Below are 18,839 nucleotides of genomic sequence, written 5' to 3' on the forward strand. Positions count from 1 at the left end.
TTGAGTATCAAACCTGAAGAAATCAGCACATTGATTAAACAACAGATTGAGAACTATAAATCGGAAATTCAAGTCGTTGACGTTGGTACAGTCATTCAGGTCGGTGACGGTATCGCCCGCGCACACGGCTTGGAGAACGTCATGGCAGGTGAGCTGCTCGAGTTTTCCAACGGGGTTCTGGGCTATGCCTTTAACCTTGAGGAAAGCAACGTCGGTATCGTTATTCTCGGACCTTACACGGATATCCGTGAAGGCGATCCGGTGAAACGTACCGGCAGGATCATGGAGGTTCCGGTAGGCGAGGCGCTTCTCGGCCGCGTCGTGAACGCACTTGGTCAACCGGTTGACGGCAGAGGTCCAATCGAAACGACGACTTTCCGTCCGGTTGAATCTCCGGCACCAGGCGTTATGGCCCGTAAATCGGTTCATGAGCCTATGCAAACCGGTATTAAAGCTATCGACGCGATGATTCCTGTCGGCCGCGGTCAGCGCGAGTTGATCATCGGGGACCGTCAAACCGGTAAAACGTCGATCGCGATCGATACGATCATCAACCAAAAAGGCAACGGCGTGAAATGTATCTACGTTGCTATCGGTCAAAAACAATCGACGGTTGTCGGCGTTGTCGAGCAATTGCGTAAAGCAGGCGCTCTCGATTACACGATCGTCGTTACGGCTTCGGCTTCCGAGCCATCCCCGATGCTGTGGCTTGCTCCTTATGCGGGCTGCGCGATGGGTGAATACTTCATGTACAAAGGCGAGCACGTCCTGATCGTATACGACGACTTGACTAAACAAGCGGCTGCCTACCGTGAGCTGTCCTTGCTGCTTCGCCGTCCTCCGGGCCGGGAAGCATATCCAGGCGACGTGTTCTACTTGCACTCCCGTTTGCTGGAGCGCGCTGCGAAATTGAGCGACGAGCTGGGCGGAGGTTCCTTGACCGCGCTGCCGTTCATCGAAACGCAAGCGGGCGACGTCTCCGCTTACATTCCGACGAACGTGATCTCGATCACGGACGGACAGATCTTCCTTGAATCCGACTTGTTCTACTCCGGCCAACGTCCGGCGGTTAACGTCGGTATCTCGGTTTCCCGGGTAGGGGGTTCCGCTCAAACGAAAGCGATGAAAAAAGTTGCCGGTACACTCCGTGTCGACTTGGCTCAATACCGTGAGCTCGCGGCGTTCGCTCAGTTCGGATCGGACCTCGATAAAGCGACGCAAACTCGCTTGAACCGTGGTGTTCGTACGCTGGAAATTTTGAAACAAGGCGTAAACCAACCGTTGACGCTCGAAAGACAAGTAGCGTCCTTATACACGGTTGTTAAAGGCCACCTGGACGATATTCCGGTTCAAGACGTACGTCGTTTCGAAGAAGAATTCCTTTCTTTCCTCGATTCCAGCCGTGCGGAAATTTTGAACAGCATCCGCGACACGAAAGACTTGACTGCGGATAATGAAAAAGCATTGTCGGAAGCGATCCAACAATTCAAAAAAGGATTTGCTCCTTCGGCATAAACGATAGTACGGCAAGCTTGGAATCAATCTTTTCTACAGCAGGCTTCTCCTCCCGGTGAATGACCATCCAAGGCGACAACGCCAGGTGCCTCTTCCTCGCCGGGAAGGGCCTCGAAAGAGAGGTGAGCAAGTATGGCAAAAGGAATGCGCGAGATTAAGCGTCAAATCAAATCCACACAAAATACGAAGCAAATCACCCGGGCGATGGAAATGGTGGCGGCTGCGAACTTGAGAAGAGCGCAGCAATCGGCCGAATCCGCACGACCTTACGCGGATAAGCTGAAGGAAGTGGTCGGAAGCATCGCTGCAGGCACCAAGGGTGTGAAGCACCCGATGCTGCAAACCCGTGAAGTGAAAAAGACCGGCTATCTGGTCATCACATCGGACCGCGGGCTTGCCGGTGGTTATAATGCGAACGTATTGCGTAAAGTGGCCTCCGAAATTCGCGAGAACCACAAGTCGACGGACGAATACACCATTTTCGTCATCGGCCGTAAAGGTCGCGACTTCTTCAAGAAACGGAATATGCCGATCACGGATGAAGTCACCGGAGTTCCGGATTTGCCGAGCTTCGCGGACATTAAGTCGATCGCATACGCAGCCGTTGCGAAATTCGAGCAGGGTGAATACGACCAGTTGTTCCTGGTGTATAACCAGTTCAAGAACGCAATGACCCAAATTCCGACGATTAAGCGTCTCCTGCCTTTGGATGACGTGTCCGGAACGACGACGGCCAGTTACGAGTATGAACCGTCGCCGGAAGGCGTACTGGAAGTTCTGCTTCCTAAGTATGCTGAAACGCTTATTTACAGTGCGGTTCTGGAAGGAAAAGCAAGTGAGTTCGGTGCGCGGATGTCGGCTATGAACAGCGCGACCAAAAACGCAACGAAGATGATCAGCACGTACACGCTTGCTTACAACCGGGCGCGTCAAGCTTCGATCACGCAGGAGATTTCCGAGATCGTCGCAGGCGCGAACGCAAGCAGTTAAGCGGTGTAAATAAGACGAAGGCTTTGCTGGGCAAAGCTTGAAATAGGTTCAAGAAATGCTTACGAAGTCGTTTTGCTGAGGCAAAACAGAGTTAATGCTTACGATGCGGTTTTTGCTTACAGCAAAAACCTGGAGGAGGGAAAACATGAGCAAGGGGCGCGTTGTGAATATCACAGGGCCGGTCGTCGACATCGAGTTCGAGCGTGGGCACCTCCCTGAGATTCTTAATGCAATTCGAATTGAAACAAAAGCGCAAGACAACGGCGGGCAAGACATTAGCCTGACGGTTGAAGCGGCTGTTCACCTTGGCGACAACATGGTTCGCTGCGTTGCGATGTCTTCCACGGACGGATTGGTTCGCGGTGCGGAAGCTGTCGATACCGGCGCTGCGATTTCCGTACCTGTAGGGCCGGCTACGCTCGGCCGCGTGTTTAATGTACTGGGTGAGCCGATCGACGGAAATGCTACCGTAGACCGTACACTGACGAGCCCGATCCACAAATCGGCTCCTGCATTCGACAATTTGTCGACGAAAGCCGAAATCCTGGAAACGGGGATTAAAGTTATCGACCTGATGGCTCCTTATGCCAAGGGTGGTAAAATCGGTCTCTTCGGTGGTGCCGGTGTAGGTAAAACCGTAACAATGCAAGAGTTGATTCATAACATCGCGCAAGAGCACGGCGGTATCTCCGTATTCGCCGGCGTAGGCGAGAGAACTCGTGAAGGTAATGACCTTTACCACGAGATGAAGGAATCCGGCGTTATTTCGAAAACGGCGATGGTATTCGGCCAAATGAACGAGCCGCCGGGTGCGCGTCTTCGCGTAGCCTTGTCCGGCTTGACCATGGCGGAGTATTTCCGTGACGAGGAAGGCCGTGACGTTCTTCTGTTTATCGACAACATCTTCCGCTTTACTCAAGCGGGTTCCGAGGTTTCGGCCTTGCTGGGCCGTATGCCATCCGCGGTAGGTTACCAGCCGACGCTGGCAACCGAGATGGGTCAATTGCAAGAGCGGATCACCTCGACCAAAAAAGGTTCTGTTACTTCCATCCAAGCGATCTACGTTCCGGCGGACGACTATACCGACCCGGCTCCGGCAACGGCATTTGCCCACTTGGATGCAACGACGAACTTGGAGCGCAGCATCGCGGCAGCGGGTATTTTCCCAGCCGTTGACCCGCTGGCTTCTTCTTCCCGTATCTTGACGCCGGAAATTCTTGGCGAAGAGCACTACGCGGTATCGCAAGGCGTAAAACAAATTTTGCAGCGCTATAAAGAGCTTCTCGATATCATCGCGATCTTGGGTATGGACGAGTTGTCCGATGAGGACAAATTGGTCGTACACCGCGCTCGTCGCTTGCGCCTGTTCTTGTCTCAGCCGCTTCACGTGGCCGAGGCGTTTAACGGGATCCCGGGCTTATACGTTCCGGTTAAAGACACGATCCGCAGCTTCCGTGCAATCTTGGACGGCCAATACGACCATCTTCCGGAGCCGGCGTTCCATAACGTCGGTACGATCGAAGACGCGGTCGAAAAAGCAAAAACACTGTAATTGAAACATCGTGCCTATGCCCACTCCCGTCTGGGGGCGGGCATAGGTATACATGAGGCTTACGAGGTGACATTCTGCCGAATGTCCTTAGTTATTGCTTACGAAGCGGTTTTCTGACGAAAACCCTTAGGAGGGGAATCCAAGTGAGCACATTCCTGCTGGAAATCGTAACTCCTGAGCGTAAAGTGTACGCCGAAGAGGTGAACATGATTATCGTAAAGGGAGTCGAAGGAGAGCTTGGTATTCTGCCGAATCACATTCCGCTGGTCACTCCGCTCAAAATCGCACCGATTACCGTAAAGAAGCAAGGGTCGAAAGACGAAATCCTCGCGGTGAACGGCGGTTTTATGGAAGTGCGCAAGGATAAGGTGGTTATACTGGCGGAAAGCGCCGAGCTGCCGGGACAAATCGACGTCGACCGGGCGAAAGCCGCTAAGGAACGCGCCGAGAAGCGTTTGAAAGACGCCAAGCAAGAAAATCTCGATTTCAAACGCGCCGAGCTGGCTTTACAGCGAGCTGTTAACCGGCTGGACGTTTCCGGAAAAAAATAAAAATGTGAGCTAAGCGGGGGAACGACAGTTCCCTCGCTTTTTCACTTTAATCCGAAAATAGGGATGATGGAATACTACCCGGTGTGTAAGAAACGAAGGCTTCGCATTTTTTTATAACGAATCTTAGATTGCGGGAATAACATATGTTGTGTGTCTAAACGGTTTGAGAACCGTTGGAATTGCTCAAAAATGTTAGACACCCCAAAAGCCATTTGATATAATTGGAAAGGCACATATTAACAATTTTTGTGGAAATAATAAGAAAGCTTTTGATCGAAGCCCTTGCGATGAGAAGACAGTCGTCATCGGCTGTAGCGCGGAAGTTCGACGCCGGGTTTCCGCAGAGCCGGATAAGGGCATAATGATACATAGGGAGGCGGTTCGTTCACGATGTACATGAACAATTACGTGGTCGTAGCGATTTTTCTCTTCTTAGGCGTGTTGCTTCCGATTGCAGCGCTTACAATTGGTCGATTATTAAGGCCGCACAAGCCGGTTGAAGAAAAATACACAACGTATGAAAGCGGTAACGAACCGGTAGGAGAAGGGCAAGTTCGCTTTAACATCCGCTACTATTTGTTTGCTCTGATGTTCGTCATTTTTGATGTGGAAACTGCATTTCTTTATCCTTGGGCCGTTGCATATAAGCAATTAGGCTTGTTTGCGCTTGTGGAGATGTGTATATTCGTTGCGCTGCTCATCATAGGTTTACTTTACGCCTGGAAGAAGAAGGTGCTGCAATGGACTTCAATTTAGAAAAAATTACTCCGGAAGAGCGTCAAGAAATGGAACGCACGGTGTTCATGACCACTTTGGAACAGGTCAAGGGCTGGGCGAGAAGCAACTCGCTGTGGCCGCTTACCTTTGGGCTCGCCTGTTGTGCGATAGAGATGATGGGCACAGGCGGCTCGCATTATGATTTGGACCGATTCGGCGTTATTTTCCGGACGTCTCCGCGGCAATCGGATGTGATGATCGTTGCCGGTACGGTAACGAAGAAGATGGCGCCGCTGCTGCGCCGGTTATACGAGCAAATGCCTGAGCCGAAATGGGTGATCGCGATGGGTTCCTGTGCGACGGCGGGCGGTCCGTACGTCAAATCGTATGCTGTGGTAAAGGGCGTCGACCAGATCGTTCCGGTAGACGTCTATATCCCTGGCTGTCCGCCGAATCCGGCCGCGCTGATCTACGGGATCAACAAGCTGCAGGAGAAAATACGCTATGAGGCGAAAACCGGTAAGCAGGTGACCAATCGATGAGTGAGGACCAAAAGCGCGATCGACCCGAAGCAGCCGGCACCGGTATGAGCGGTGAACCGCAAAAGGTAGAGGGCGCCGAAATCACCAAAACGGGCGGAGCGGGCGAGCCGCCGGGCGGGTACGCGGGTGCGAATCCACCTGCAGCGGAACAAGCCGAGGCGGAGAAGGCGGCCTCGACCGATGCGGATAAAGAGGCGAAGATCAAAGCGGCTGCAGAAGCCAGAGCCGCTAGAGCGGCTGAACGGGCGGCCAAAGCTGCCGAAGCAGGGGACGCCCCGGAGGCGGAGAAGGCAGCCCCGACGGATGAGGAGAAGGAAGCCAAGGCTAAGGCGGCTGCGGAGGCTAGAGCGGCTAGAGCCCGCGAACGGGCGGCTAAGACGGAAGCCGCGGCTCCGGATGCTCCCAAAGAACCGTCGCCGAATCAGCCGCTGCTCGATCGTTTCGTAGCGATCCTGAAAGAGAATTTCGGTGAAGTGGTCGAGGAAGCTTTCATTAATGAAAAGGGCGGTCATCTCCCTTATGTGGTGCTCAAAGGCGAGGTTTGGCCGGAAGCCGCGCATCTGTTGAAAAATCATATGGAATTAAAATTAAATTATTTGCGCAACCTGTCCGGCGTTGATATGGAAACTCATATGGAAGTAGCGTATCATCTGATCTCGCTGGAAACGAAGCGGGAGTACTGCGTGAAGATCAAGACGAATCGGGAGACGCCATCGATTCCGTCCGTGACACCCGTTTGGCCGACGGCGAATTGGAATGAGCGCGAAGCCTACGATTTATTCGGAATCGATTTCCCGGGTCATCCCGACCTGCGACGTATCATGATGGCCGACGACTGGGTTGGCTATCCGCTGCGCAAAGATTATGAGCCGCTCGACCCGGAGGTGTAATGAAGCTTGGCCATTAGAACCGAAGAAATTTTATTGAATGTTGGGCCTCAGCATCCGAGTACGCACGGCGTTTTCCGAATTATCGTCAAGCTGGACGGCGAGATGATTACGGAAGCGATTCCGGTCATGGGCTATTTGCACCGTGGTACGGAGAAGCTGGCCGAGAACCTGACGTATACGCAAATCATTCCTTACACCGACCGAATGGATTACGTTTCCGCCATGACGAACAATTATGTACTCGTCAATGCGGTGGAGCGATTGATGGGGCTTGAAATCCCGGAGCGCGCCGAGTTTCTAAGGCTGATTGTGATGGAGCTTCAGCGTATCGCCAGCCATTTGGTCTGGTGGGGAACGTACTTGCTCGATATCGGGGCCATGAGCCCTTTCCTGTACGCGTTCCGCGATCGGGAAATTATCATCAACCTATTTAACGAGCTTTGCGGCGCCCGCTTAACCTATAACTATATGCGCGTAGGCGGAGTGAAATGGGATGCACCGGAAGGCTGGATTCAGAAGGTGCGGGAATTCATTCCCTATATGCGTGATAAACTGAATGAGTATCATAATCTCGTGACCGGGAACGAGATTTTCTTGGCCCGGATTAAAGGAGTCGGCAAGTATGATGCCGAGACGGCGATCGCTTACGGGCTAAGCGGCGCGAATTTGCGCTGCACCGGGGTGAAGTGGGACTTACGGAAGGATCAGCCTTACAGCATCTATGATCGCTTCGAGTTCGACATACCGGTATCGACCAACGGCGATTGCTTCGATCGTTATAACCTGCGAATGGAGGAAGTCGTCCAGTCGCTCCGCATTTTGGAACAGGCGGTCGAGCAATTTCCGGAGGACGGTGAGATCATGGGCAAAGTGCCTCGTGTCCTGCGTCCGGCCGAAGGGGAAATTTACTCGGCGATCGAATCGCCCCGCGGCGAGATCGGCTGTTACATTATTTCCAAGGGCAAAGATAAGCCATACCGCTTAAAATTCCGCAGACCGTCGTTTGTCAATCTGCAAATTTTGCCTAAGCTGCTTGTCGGGGAAACGATGACGAATTTGATTACGATCCTCGGAGGCATTGATATCGTCGTCGGGGAGGTCGATTGTTAATGCCGGATTTATTGCAGCAGCCTTTAACATGGACGAACGCGGCCATTTTCTTTGCATGGGTCGTCGTGCTGCTTCTCGTCATTCTCGGCTTCGTGACCTACGCCATCTACTTTGAACGCAAAATCCTCGGATGGATGCAGCTGCGGATCGGACCGAACCGTACGGGCCCGCTCGGTCTGTTGCAAACGGTGGCGGACGTGTTCAAGCTGTTGATTAAAGAGGACACGATTCCGAGGAAGGCCGACCGCGAGTTGTTCATCCTTGCGCCGATCATTACGTTTATTCCGGCCTTTGTCGTCACGGCAGTCATCCCTTATTCGAGCACCCTGATCAGCAGCGATCTCAACGTCGGCGTCCTGTATTACGTGGCGCTGTCGGGAATCTCCACGATCGGCATCGTGCTTGGGGGCTGGGCGTCGAACAACAAATATGCGCTGCTTGGCGGCATGCGTTCCGCCGCGCAGATGATCAGCTACGAAATTCCGCTCGTCATCTCCGTCGTCGGCGTGATCATGATGACCGGCAGCATGAACTTGAATCGAATCGTAGAAGGCCAAGCCGGCGGCTTCTGGCATTGGAACTTCCTGCCGCAAATTGTCGGGTTCGCCGTATTCGTTGTGGCAGCCGTCTCCGAGTTAAACCGGACGCCTTTTGACTTGCCTGAGGCCGAATCTGAGCTTGTTGCGGGTTACCATGTTGAGTACAGCGGGTTCCGGTTCGCCTTTTTCATGCTGGCGGAGTATGTATATGTGTTTGCGATTTCCGGACTGACGACGACGCTCTTTCTGGGCGGATGGCATGCGCCGTTCACGTTCCTCGATTTTATTCCGGGAATCGTCTGGTTCTTGCTGAAGTTTTCACTCATCGTATTCGTACTCATCTGGATCCGGGGCACGCTGCCGCGGGTTCGGGTGGATCAACTGATGGGTCTCGGATGGCGGGTGCTGCTGCCGCTGGCGCTGCTGAACATTTTTGTGACGGCAATTTACATGGCGATTGCGATGTGACGAAACCGGCAGCCGTATTGATTGACGAAAGGGTGAATGTGAAATGAAAGGCATTGTAAAAGGCCTGGGCGTAACGTTGAAGAGCTTGACGCAGAAGAAAATCACGTACGCCTATCCGGACGTCCCGCTCGAAATGCCGGACCGGTTTCGAGGCATCCAGCACTTCGATCCGGAGAAATGTATCGTCTGCAATCAATGTGCGCGCATTTGTCCGACCGAGTGCATCAATCTGGTAGGTAAACCGAATCCCGACCCCGAGAAAAAAGGCAAGGTCATCGACACCTACGATATTAATTTTGAAATTTGCATCCTGTGCGATCTGTGTACCGAGGTTTGTCCGACGGAAGCGATCGTCATGACGAACAACTTCGAGCTGAGCACATACAGCCGCGACGATTTGTTCAAAAACCTGGAGTGGTTGAACGATAACAATTCGAACATACGTAAAGAAAATAACTCCGCGATGCCGAAGGGCGGTGCGAAGTAAATGCTATCCAACGTCGTGACTTTTTTATCCAGCGGTGAAAACCTGGTGTTCTTCGTGTGTGCGCTGCTGGCCATCGGCGGAGCGATCTTCATGCTCAGCTACACGAAAGTGGTGCACATGGTATTGGCGCTCGCGTTAACCTTCGTTAGCTTGGCCGGCTTGTACGTCGTGCTGCAGGCGGAATTTGTGGCCGTGGTCCAAATTCTTATCTACGCCGGGGCCATCTCGATTTTGATGATCTTCGGAATTATGATGACCAAGCACCACAACGAAGAAGAGGAGCCGAAGCGCCCTTGGCATAACGGGCTGTTGTTCATCGGGGCTGCGGGGTTGTTCGGGATCATCTTCTACGTCATCCAACGGACGGAGCTGCCGACCGGCGAGTTCCCGAAGGTGGAAGACAATACGATGGAAATCGGGAAGCTGCTCTTTAACCTTCACGTTCTGCCGTTTGAATTGATGTCGCTGCTGCTGACGGTAGCCTTCATCGGTGCGATCATCGTGGCGAAGAGGGAGGAGGATTAAGCATGGGAGCCAGCGGCTTAGCCACCCCTTATTTAACGCTTGCGGCCATCTTGTTTTGCATCGGGCTTTACGGAGCGTTGTCCAAGAAAAATGCCGTCATCGTCTTGCTGTCCATCGAGCTGATGCTTAATGCGGTCAACTTGAATTTGGTCGCATTTTCCAAGTTCGGGGCTCAGCCAAGTTTGACCGGTCAAATTTTCTCGCTGTTCAACATTACCGTTGCCGCAGCCGAAGCGGCCGTCGGCATCGCAATTTTGATTGCGCTCTACCGCAATAAGGGAACAACGGATGTTGGGGATATGGATTCGCTGAAGCGATAGCGCAGGTTTGCCGTCGGCAAACGCGTAGAGGAGGATTTAAGCTCATGATATCGGCTTACTCGCAATACGCCTGGCTCATCCCGTTGTTTCCGCTGCTGTCGTTTTTGATCTTAACGGCGGCAGGACGCTCGCTGCGGGAAGTAGGCGCCTATATTAGCATTGTAGCCGTGTTCGCTTCGTTCGTGTTGTCCGTGCTGGTCTTCATGGAACGGATCGGGGGACACCTTGAAGGTTACACGTGGAACAAGCTGCAATGGATTAAGCTCGGCGACGTCGTCTTGACGATGGGCTTCGAGGTGACGAATCTCAATTCGCTCATGCTCGTGATCGTGACGCTTGTCAGCTTACTCGTCAATATTTATTCCAAAGGCTACATGCACGACGACGAACGGATCAACGTGTTCTTCGCCTATATCGCGTTATTTACGTTTTCGATGCTGGGACTCGTCATTTCCGAGAATCTCGTACAGCTCTACATATTTTGGGAACTCGTCGGTGTTTGTTCCTTCCTGCTTGTCGGCTTCTGGTATTTCAAGCCGGAAGCGCGCGCAGCGGCGAAGAAGGCGTTCATCGTTACCCGCGTCGGCGATGTCGGATTATTCATTGGCATTCTGCTGCTGTTCTGGGCGATGCCGGATCATGCGCTCGATTTCACTTCGATCAGCAACGCCTTCTCAAGCGGAAAAATTTCCGAGGAAATAGCGACGTGGATTGCCATTCTGATTTTTATCGGTGCGATGGGGAAATCGGGGCAGTTCCCGCTGCATACGTGGCTGCCGGACGCGATGGAAGGTCCTACGCCGATCAGTGCGCTCATTCACGCCGCGACGATGGTAGCGGCCGGCGTTTACTTGGTGGCGCGTACTTTCGATATTTTCACGGCAGCGCCTGCGGCTCTTACCGTCGTAGCGGTGGTCGGGGCGTTTACGGCGATTTTCGCGGCGACGATCGGCACCGCGCAGAACGATATAAAACGTATTCTCGCTTACTCGACGGTCAGTCAGCTCGGGTACATGATGATGGCGCTTGGGATCGGAACGGCGGCGGCTTACACGGCGGGGATTTTCCACTTGTTCACGCATGCTTTCTTCAAAGCGCTGCTGTTCCTCGGAGCGGGCAGCGTCATCCATGCCGTGCATACGCAGGACATTCACGAGATGGGCGGCGTAGGCCGCAAAATGAAAATCACGGCTTGGACATTCGCCATCGGCGCTTTGGCGCTTAGCGGCATCGTGCCCTTGTCCGGCTTCTGGTCGAAGGACGCGATCTTGACGGAGGCGTATAACACCGGACATTACGGATTGCTGATTGTCGGGCTGGCGGCTGCCTTCTTCACGGCATTCTATATGTCGAGATTGTTCTTCCTGGTGTTTTTCGGCAAATCGAGAAACCCGCACCGTCATGACGTTCACGAATCGCCGGGGACGATGACATTCCCGCTGATCGTACTCGCCGTATTAGCCGTCGCAGCGGGCTTCGTGTTCACACCGTTTAACCCGTGGTTAGGCGGGTGGCTGACCGGTCATGAAGCAGAAGAGCATGCATCCGCGCTCGTTATGATTTTATCTAACGTCGTCGGCTTGTTGGGCATCGGCTTCGGTTACCTGGTGTTCGTGAAACGATCGATTTCTTCAGCGTCGTTCGTGTCCTCGGCGCCTTGGCTGTATAGGCTGCTGAACCGCAAATATTACATTGACGAACTGTATCAAGCCGTATGGGTACGTCCGCTGGGGGCGATCGGACAGGTGCTGAATCTGTTCGACGTATACGTGGTGGATGGGGTCGTGCGCTTATCGACTTATGCCGTAACGGGTCTTGGCCGCCTCGGTTCCCGCTTGCAGAACGGGCAAGTGCAAACGTACGGTCTTGCGACGTTGCTCGGTTTGCTCGTCCTGATGCTTGTGATCGCGGGAAGGAGGTTCATCAACTTTGGATAATTTCCCGATTTTGTCGTTGATTACGTTCTCGCCGCTCATCGGTGTGCTGATCCTGCTGTTCATGCCTAAGACGCAGGGCCAATGGATCAAAATTACGGCTATTGCCGTCACGCTTATTCCATTGATTTTGTCCGCATGGCTCTATGTGAAATTCAATTCGAATGTGGGCGGCATGCAGTTTAAAGAAGATCTGCCGTGGATTTCAATCCCGCTGGATAGAGAGACGCAGGGCTTAAGCCAAATGTCGGCCTACTTCCTGGAGTTCAAGTTCACGCTCGCGGTCGACGGGCTGTCGCTGCCGCTCGTGTTCCTGACGGCGCTTGTCTCCACGATGGCCGCTCTGGCTTCCGTGTACATCAAGAAGCGGTGGAAGTCGTACTTCATCTGGTTTCTGCTGCTCGAGATGGGGATGTTCGGCGTATTCATGGCGCAAGACCTGTTCTTGTTTTTCGCTTTCTTCGAATTGACGCTGGTGCCGATGTTCTTCCTGATCGGAATTTGGGGATACATGGACCGCGAACGGGCGGCCAACAAGTTCCTCATCTATAACGGCCTCGGCTCGGCGATTATGATCATCGCCTTTCTCATCTTGGTCAGTACGGCTGGCTTCACGCAAACGGCGGTGGAGAACGGCGTTACGATTCACTACTCCGGCGATCTCAACGTAATCACGGAAAACTTGTTTCAAAATGCCGACTCTTATGTCAATCAGAGCGATCTGGAAGGCAACGTATTTTTCTTAAGCGATACGATGAAATGGGCGCTGTTCCTCATGCTGCTCGTGGCGTTCGGCATCAAGCTGCCGCTCTTCCCGTTCCATACCTGGATGCTCAAGGTACATACGGAGGCGCCTCCGTCGATCGTCATGATTCACTCCGGCCTCTTGCTGAAAATGGGGGCGTACGGTTTAATCCGCTTCGGCATCCTGCTGTTCCCGGATCAAGCGGTGGCCTGGGGAACCGTGCTCGCCGTGCTGGGAATCGTCAATATTTTGTACGGCGCGGTGCTCGCCTTCGTGCAGAAGGAATTCAAGCTTGTGTTGGCCTACTCGAGTATTAGCCATATGGGCATCGTGCTTCTCGGGATTGCCGCATTCAACACGATCGGCATGGAAGGCGCGATCTTCCAGCTCGTTTCGCACGGCTTGATCTCGGCGTTGATGTTCCTGATCGTCGGCAGCATCTATGAGCGCACCCGTACAACGAAGCTGGATGAGCTCGGCGGACTGGCGAAGTCGGTGCCGTTCATCTCCGGCATCCTGCTTGTATCGGGTATGGCGTCGCTCGGGCTGCCGGGGCTGTCCGGCTTTATCAGCGAGTTTCTTGCTTTTGTAGGGCTGTTTGAATCGCACCCCATCTTGACGGCTGTCGGAGCGCTCGGCATCATTCTGGCCGCCGTGTACGTGCTGCGCGGGGTGCTCGGCATCACCTACGGTCCGTCCCGGACCGAGCTGCCTGCGATGCGGGACGCACGTTTCATCGAGGCGATTCCAATGATTACGCTCGTGGCGTTTATTGTAGTGCTCGGGATTTACCCGAGCGTACTGAGCGAGCCGCTGCATCAAACCGTCGTCGGTTTCGATCAATTCATTCGCAGCGTAACGAAGATGGGGGGTTAGACCGGTGGAACCAATACGTCTTCAACTCCAAGATCTCGGTCTGCTGGCACCGGAGCTGACGCTTGTCGTCGCTGCCGTCATTCTGTCGCTGCTCGATTTGCTGCTGCCTCGTCAAGCCGGCCGAACGTGGCTCGGTTGGTTGTCGCTGATCAGCATTGCGATATCGGCCGTATTCGTCGTCCTGTATCAGTTGAATCCGGCGGAACCGAAGCAGCTGCTTCTCTACAGCTACCGGATCGATGATTTTGCCAGCATCATCAAGCTGGTGCTGCTTGTGGGCGCCGGACTTGTAACGTTCATGAGCATCGGCTCGGTTCGGGAAGAGGAAGTGCCGCATGTCGGCGAATACTATTACTTGCTGCTGCCGGCCACGATCGGCGGTATGATCATGGCTTCGTCCGGCGAATTGATTACGCTGTTCGTCGGCCTTGAGCTGCTTAGCATCACATCCTACATCCTGGTCGCGATGCGGAAGAAAAATTGGCTGACTAACGAAGCCGCCTTTAAATATATCGTGCTGGGCGGCATTTCGTCCGCGGTCATCTTGTACGGCATGTCGTTCCTCTATGGAATGACCGGTTCGACGGTGATCCCGCAGATTAGCAGCGTGCTGGAGCGGAGCGGAGAGACGCTGCAGCCGATGATTTACTTGAGCTTCTTCCTGCTGCTGGCGGGCTTCGGCTTTAAAGCAGCGGCAGCGCCGTTCCATATGTGGGCGCCGGACGTGTATCAGGGGTCTTTCACCCCGGTAACCGCATTCCTGGCCGTCGTCTCGAAAGCGGCCGCATTCGCGATCTTGTTCCGCGTCATGTATACTGTCTTCGCCTCGCCGGGCATCATGGGGACGCCGATTCACAGCGACTTTCTGCTGGGGATGATGGTGGTGGCGGCTGCGGCGATGATCGTCGGCAACTTCGTCGCGCTTCGCCAAACGAACTTGAAGCGCCTGCTCGCCTATTCAGGCATCGCTAACTCGGGCTACCTGCTTGTGCCGATCGCGGTTCAATTCTCGATCGTGCATTTCTCGAATTTTGCCGAATTTGTTTACTACCTGATCGCGTATCTGTTCATGAACATCGGGATGTTCGCCGTGTTGATGATCATCGAGCGCTCGACCGGAGAAGAAGATCTTAAAGGGTTCGCCGGCCTGTACTATCGCGCTCCGGGTATGGCGGTCGCCACCGTGCTGCTCGTCTTGTCCCTCGCGGGACTGCCGGTCTCGGCCGGCTTCTTCGGGAAGCTGTTCATCCTGCTGGGCGCGATGCAGACGCAGCATTACTGGCTGGGCGCGATCCTGATTGCGACGAGCGTCATTTCGTTCTACTACTATTTCGGCCTCATCCGCCAAATGTTCATGCGCAGCGACGACGCATCCGCACCGATTCGGCCGGCGCTTCCGCTGAGCATCACCATGTGGCTCTGCGCGGCTGCCAGCGTACTGCTCGGTCTGTTCCCGCAAGGCGTGCTGGCCTACATCGAGCAGATTTTCACGCTCACGCAAGATTTGTTTATGTTTAGTTAATAGCCGAGGGCTAAGCCCGCACTTCCGGAACGATCGTATCGATCCCGGGAATGCGGGCTTTTTCACGTGCGTTTGAAGGGAGGAATGCGGGATGAAAAAGGAGCAGCGGAGGCTGCCCCAAATCGGTTAGCTGTATAGGAAGAAGAGTAGGACGAGGATGACGATCGCGATGAGGAGAATGTACACGTACCTGCCTTTGCGGGACGTTGTCGTATCATCGCTGTGGGGCCGAGAAGCTTCTGCCGCTTCGTTTGCCAGAGCTCCGCAGTACTTGCAGACCAGAGAACCTTCTTGCAGCTTTTCATTACAATGCGAACAAAAGGACACCGCCATCTGCATCACTCGCATTCATATGATTTATGGATTGCATAGCTAGCGTATGAAGGAACGGCCCCGGTAAATTCATATGTAAACTCGAACGGACAACCGGCCACGCATCTGAGGAACACGCGAAAAAAAATATCCAGTTGCACCCTCTAGCCATAACGCTTAGAATGGGATAATGAAGTGTGGCAGGTGAAAATCAGTACAAAGGATTTTGATGACGATGAACCCCAAAACGTTCAAACAAACCATGATCGCATCGTTCACAGGCCTTGCGATTTTCCTGACGTGCAGCGGGACGGTTTTTGCCGCTCAAGCGGACGACCCGTTCTTGACGAAGCAATCGAACCTGCAGCAAATTCATATGAGCGAAGCCTGGGACGTAACGCAAGAAAATACAGGCATGACGATTGCCATCGTCGATACAGGCGTCCAGTTGTCGCACGCGGATCTGAAGCCGAACCTGGTAAAAGGCGTCAATCTGATTCAGCCGTCGCTGCCGCCGGAAGACGACAACGGGCATGGGACGAACGTCGCCGGTATTATCGGCGCAGTCGGCAATAACGACCGCGGAGTCGCAGGCATGCTGTGGAAAACCCGCATGATGCCGATTAAGGCGCTCGAGGCGGATGGCTCGGGAGACGAGCAGAAGCTGGGTGAAGGAATCCGCTATGCCGTTGATCACGGGGCCAAAATCGTCGTGCTTTCCTTAGGGCTGAATAAATATTCGGCTTATTTAAGCGATATCGTCAAGTATGCGGAGGAGCGGGATGTGCTGCTGGTAGCCGCAACCGGAAACGAAGGTAACCGGGTTAAATATCCGGCTGCTTATCCGACAGTGCTCGCCGTAGGGGGAGTGACCGAGAACGGACAGATCGACCCCCGATCGAATACCGGTCTCGAAATCGACGTTGTGGCGCCGTGGAACGTATTTACGACGGGGCTCGGCGGCTCTTATGAGAACAAAGACGGCACCTCCATGGCTGCGCCGCAGGTGGCGGCAGCGGCAGCGCTTATCTGGGGGCGGAATCCGGAGATGAAGGCTTACCAAATTCGGCAGTGGATTCGTCAAACCGCCGATGATTTGGACGCCAGCGGGTGGGATTCCTCGACCGGGTACGGCAGTTTGCGCGTCGATCGGTTGTTGACCGAACCATTTTCCCTCGACATGTACGAACCGAATCAACGCAAGGATCAGGCGAAATCGATCTCTATCAGCAAAAAGACGGCTGCCGCCTTCGCCGGAGGATCGGATACCGATTGGTATTATATGGACGCGCCCTATGACGGGACGGTTAATGTTACCTTTGATATCGATCCGGGGCAGACGGTTAACATCCAGCACACGGACGCTTCCGGCGTCCTTACGAGCAAGTCGGCGCAGAACGGACAGACCGTTCCTTTTAAGGTGACGAAAGGACGCAGTTACATACAGCTTCAATTGAAAGATCGCAGTTTCAGTTCCATGGTTCCGTACCAATGGACCACTTCCTTCGAAACGTACCGCGATCCTTTTGAAGATAACGATAAACAGTATAAAGCCTATGTGCTCCCGGCCCGAAGTCAAACGATCAAAGGCACGTTCCATCAGTACCACGATGCCGATTGGTTTGAAATTCCGGTCGAGCAGTCCGGCTCTATTCGAGTGACGTTGTCGACCGATACGGCGCGGATCGACCCGGTCTTATTGGTGCAGAGACAAGGCGAGAGGTCGGTGACGGTAGATTCGGGCGACGACGGCGTGACGGAAAGCTACGAATTGTCGGAGGTGTTCCCGGGCAGCTACTATATCCGCGTAACGAACGTGAAGGAATACGAAAATCCGATCGTAGGCGAGTATACGCTGAAAATCGAGTACAATGCGAAGCTGATCGATCCGAATGAGCCGAATAACCGTTCCTATCAGGCGACGGCTGTTTCGCTCGGTATGCCATACAACGGCTTGCTCGATAAATCGAACGATATCGATTGGTATCAGTTCCGCATCGAAGAGGACAGCTATGTGCAGATCGTCGTCAGCGAAATTCCGTCGCAGGTCCAAATCTACATGACTTTATTCGACGGTACGTTGAAATCAATGGCCGGCTCGATGAACGACTTTGCGGATAACCAGAAATTATCCGGGCGCTTTGATCCCGGCACTTACTACGTGAAGCTCACTTCGAATCAACCGTTCGACAATCGGATGTATCAGCTGCTGGTCGATAGCAAGCCGCTCACTGGCGGGTATAGCGATATTCGCGGACATTGGGGGCAAGAGGCGATTGTCCGATTAACAAACCGCCAAATCATTAACGGTTATGATAATTACACGTTTCAACCGGATCGCCCGATTACACGAGCGGAAGCGACGGCCGTGCTGTCACGCGCGTTTCAACTGAATAAACTGCGGAGCATTGCGTATTCGGACTTAAGCAGCACGCATTGGGCTTACACTTATATCGCCCAAGCGGCGCAGGCCGGCGTGATCGAAGGCTACCCCGACCGTACGTTCGGGCCGGATCAACCCGTTACCCGGATGGAGATGACGGCGATGCTTGCGCGCAGCCTGAACAAGAGCGGCAAGCTCCGGGGACAGGCGCCTTTTTCCGATATCGAAGAAAATTATTGGGGCGCAGGTCTGTTGAAGCAGATGAAGGCGGAAGGTCTGGTCGGCGGCTACGACGATGGTACATTCCGGCCCGATCAACAAGCGACGCGAGCCGAATTCGTTCAGTTGCTTGCAGGGGCATTGCCGTAAGAGCGGGACGGCCCGGTTAACATGTGGTTCCAAAGACCGATTAATCCTGCAAGCTCCGGGGTAAACATGCAAGTAGAGACTCACTGTCAACCGATGAAGCAAATACGGGATGGTGAAGAGAACGAGAAAGCGAGCGTGGATTTCCAATGGACTATGTAGATCAAATGAACGCCTCCATCGGTATGAAGGGCATGCTGAATATTGTGCTTGTGCTTGTGTTAATCGGCGTTTCCTGGTGGTCACTGCAGGAATTGAAGCTTGATAGCTTGTTTAAGCGGCCTCGAAGCATGCAGGCCAAATTGCTGCAAATTTTGCTCTCCGTCGCGCTCGGTTATCAGGTTGCGCAGTTCGTGATCGATTACTTGGCCTGGTCGACGTGGTTCTCCGGAATCTTTTGAAATCCCGGGTATTCGAATAACCAAGGAGAATCTTGTCAACAATGGATAGTACAACCGTATTAAAATCAACCTTCGTCACGAATGCTATCGTGAT

At 53.6% G+C, this 18,839-nt stretch carries 18 protein-coding genes; 17 read left to right on the forward strand and 1 reads right to left on the reverse strand.

The features are described from left to right. The 15 genes from atpA to JMF85_RS04950 all read left to right on the forward strand — a co-directional run bounded on the left by atpA (position 1) and on the right by JMF85_RS04950 (position 15,283). Positions 1 to 1,515, forward strand: coding sequence for a F0F1 ATP synthase subunit alpha (gene atpA / locus JMF85_RS04880; protein ID WP_127609112.1), 1,515 nt, complete (start codon positions 1 to 3; stop codon positions 1,513 to 1,515). Between the two features lie 132 nt (positions 1,516 to 1,647). Next, positions 1,648 to 2,505, forward strand: a complete 858-nt coding sequence (gene atpG / locus JMF85_RS04885) for an ATP synthase F1 subunit gamma (RefSeq protein ID WP_127609111.1) — start codon at positions 1,648 to 1,650, stop codon at positions 2,503 to 2,505. 145 nt (positions 2,506 to 2,650) lie between these two features. After that, a complete protein-coding gene (atpD, locus tag JMF85_RS04890; RefSeq protein WP_127609110.1) occupies positions 2,651 to 4,057 on the forward strand; it encodes a F0F1 ATP synthase subunit beta in 1,407 nt (468 codons plus the stop codon). A 143-nt stretch (positions 4,058 to 4,200) separates the two neighbouring features. Next, a complete protein-coding gene (locus tag JMF85_RS04895) occupies positions 4,201 to 4,608 on the forward strand; it encodes a F0F1 ATP synthase subunit epsilon (protein WP_127609109.1) in 408 nt (135 codons plus the stop codon). Positions 4,609 to 4,998: 390 nt separating this feature from the next. Further along, a complete protein-coding gene (locus tag JMF85_RS04900; protein WP_127609108.1) occupies positions 4,999 to 5,364 on the forward strand; it encodes an NADH-quinone oxidoreductase subunit A in 366 nt (121 codons plus the stop codon). Further along, a complete protein-coding gene (locus JMF85_RS04905; protein ID WP_127609107.1) occupies positions 5,349 to 5,867 on the forward strand; it encodes a NuoB/complex I 20 kDa subunit family protein in 519 nt (172 codons plus the stop codon). The genes JMF85_RS04900 and JMF85_RS04905 overlap by 16 nt, the downstream gene beginning before the upstream one ends. Next, the gene (locus JMF85_RS04910; protein ID WP_127609106.1) at positions 5,864 to 6,757 is read left to right on the forward strand and encodes an NADH-quinone oxidoreductase subunit C; all 894 of its coding nucleotides are present in this window, start codon (positions 5,864 to 5,866) and stop codon (positions 6,755 to 6,757) included. Before JMF85_RS04905 ends, JMF85_RS04910 begins: the two co-directional genes overlap by 4 nt. Positions 6,758 to 6,763: 6 nt before the next feature. Then, the gene (locus tag JMF85_RS04915) at positions 6,764 to 7,867 is read left to right on the forward strand and encodes an NADH-quinone oxidoreductase subunit D (RefSeq protein WP_127609105.1); all 1,104 of its coding nucleotides are present in this window, start codon (positions 6,764 to 6,766) and stop codon (positions 7,865 to 7,867) included. Further along, positions 7,867 to 8,874: an NADH-quinone oxidoreductase subunit NuoH gene (gene nuoH / locus JMF85_RS04920; protein WP_054799360.1), complete on the forward strand. Its 1,008-nt coding sequence runs from the start codon at positions 7,867 to 7,869 to the stop codon at positions 8,872 to 8,874. The genes JMF85_RS04915 and nuoH overlap by 1 nt, the downstream gene beginning before the upstream one ends. A gap of 43 nt (positions 8,875 to 8,917) precedes the next feature. Beyond that, positions 8,918 to 9,361, forward strand: a complete 444-nt coding sequence (gene nuoI / locus JMF85_RS04925; RefSeq protein ID WP_127609104.1) for an NADH-quinone oxidoreductase subunit NuoI — start codon at positions 8,918 to 8,920, stop codon at positions 9,359 to 9,361. Then, positions 9,362 to 9,886, forward strand: a complete 525-nt coding sequence (locus JMF85_RS04930) for an NADH-quinone oxidoreductase subunit J (protein WP_127609103.1) — start codon at positions 9,362 to 9,364, stop codon at positions 9,884 to 9,886. It abuts the gene before it with no gap. Between the two features lie 2 nt (positions 9,887 to 9,888). After that, positions 9,889 to 10,206 carry an NADH-quinone oxidoreductase subunit NuoK gene (gene nuoK / locus JMF85_RS04935; protein WP_054796279.1) on the forward strand — a complete coding sequence of 106 codons (318 nt, stop codon included), beginning with the start codon at positions 9,889 to 9,891 and terminating at the stop codon, positions 10,204 to 10,206. Positions 10,207 to 10,250: 44 nt separating this feature from the next. Beyond that, on the forward strand, positions 10,251 to 12,143 hold the full coding sequence (nuoL, locus tag JMF85_RS04940; protein WP_054796280.1) for an NADH-quinone oxidoreductase subunit L: 1,893 nt from the start codon (positions 10,251 to 10,253) through the stop codon (positions 12,141 to 12,143). Continuing rightward, positions 12,136 to 13,761, forward strand: a complete 1,626-nt coding sequence (locus JMF85_RS04945) for a complex I subunit 4 family protein (protein ID WP_141335936.1) — start codon at positions 12,136 to 12,138, stop codon at positions 13,759 to 13,761. Before nuoL ends, JMF85_RS04945 begins: the two co-directional genes overlap by 8 nt. A gap of 4 nt (positions 13,762 to 13,765) precedes the next feature. Beyond that, positions 13,766 to 15,283 (forward strand): NADH-quinone oxidoreductase subunit N, encoded by a 1,518-nt coding sequence (locus JMF85_RS04950; RefSeq protein ID WP_127609100.1) that lies wholly within the window; start codon positions 13,766 to 13,768, stop codon positions 15,281 to 15,283. A 126-nt stretch (positions 15,284 to 15,409) separates the two neighbouring features. Here JMF85_RS04950 and JMF85_RS28615 read toward each other — a convergent pair whose 3' ends face one another. Then, positions 15,410 to 15,631 (reverse strand): zinc-ribbon domain-containing protein, encoded by a 222-nt coding sequence (locus tag JMF85_RS28615; RefSeq protein ID WP_372813644.1) that lies wholly within the window; start codon positions 15,629 to 15,631, stop codon positions 15,410 to 15,412. 199 nt (positions 15,632 to 15,830) lie between these two features. Between JMF85_RS28615 and JMF85_RS04955 the strand changes: the two genes are divergently transcribed. Both JMF85_RS04955 and JMF85_RS04960 read left to right on the forward strand, forming a co-directional pair. Then, positions 15,831 to 18,347 carry a S8 family peptidase gene (locus tag JMF85_RS04955; protein ID WP_155615187.1) on the forward strand — a complete coding sequence of 839 codons (2,517 nt, stop codon included), beginning with the start codon at positions 15,831 to 15,833 and terminating at the stop codon, positions 18,345 to 18,347. A gap of 146 nt (positions 18,348 to 18,493) precedes the next feature. Further along, positions 18,494 to 18,745: a DUF1146 family protein gene (locus JMF85_RS04960; protein ID WP_054796281.1), complete on the forward strand. Its 252-nt coding sequence runs from the start codon at positions 18,494 to 18,496 to the stop codon at positions 18,743 to 18,745. Positions 18,746 to 18,839: the final 94 nt, after the last annotated feature.

It is taken from the genome of Paenibacillus sp. EPM92 (genome assembly GCF_016586185.1).
GTDB classification, from domain to species: Bacteria; Bacillota; Bacilli; order Paenibacillales; family NBRC-103111; genus Paenibacillus_G; species Paenibacillus_G validus.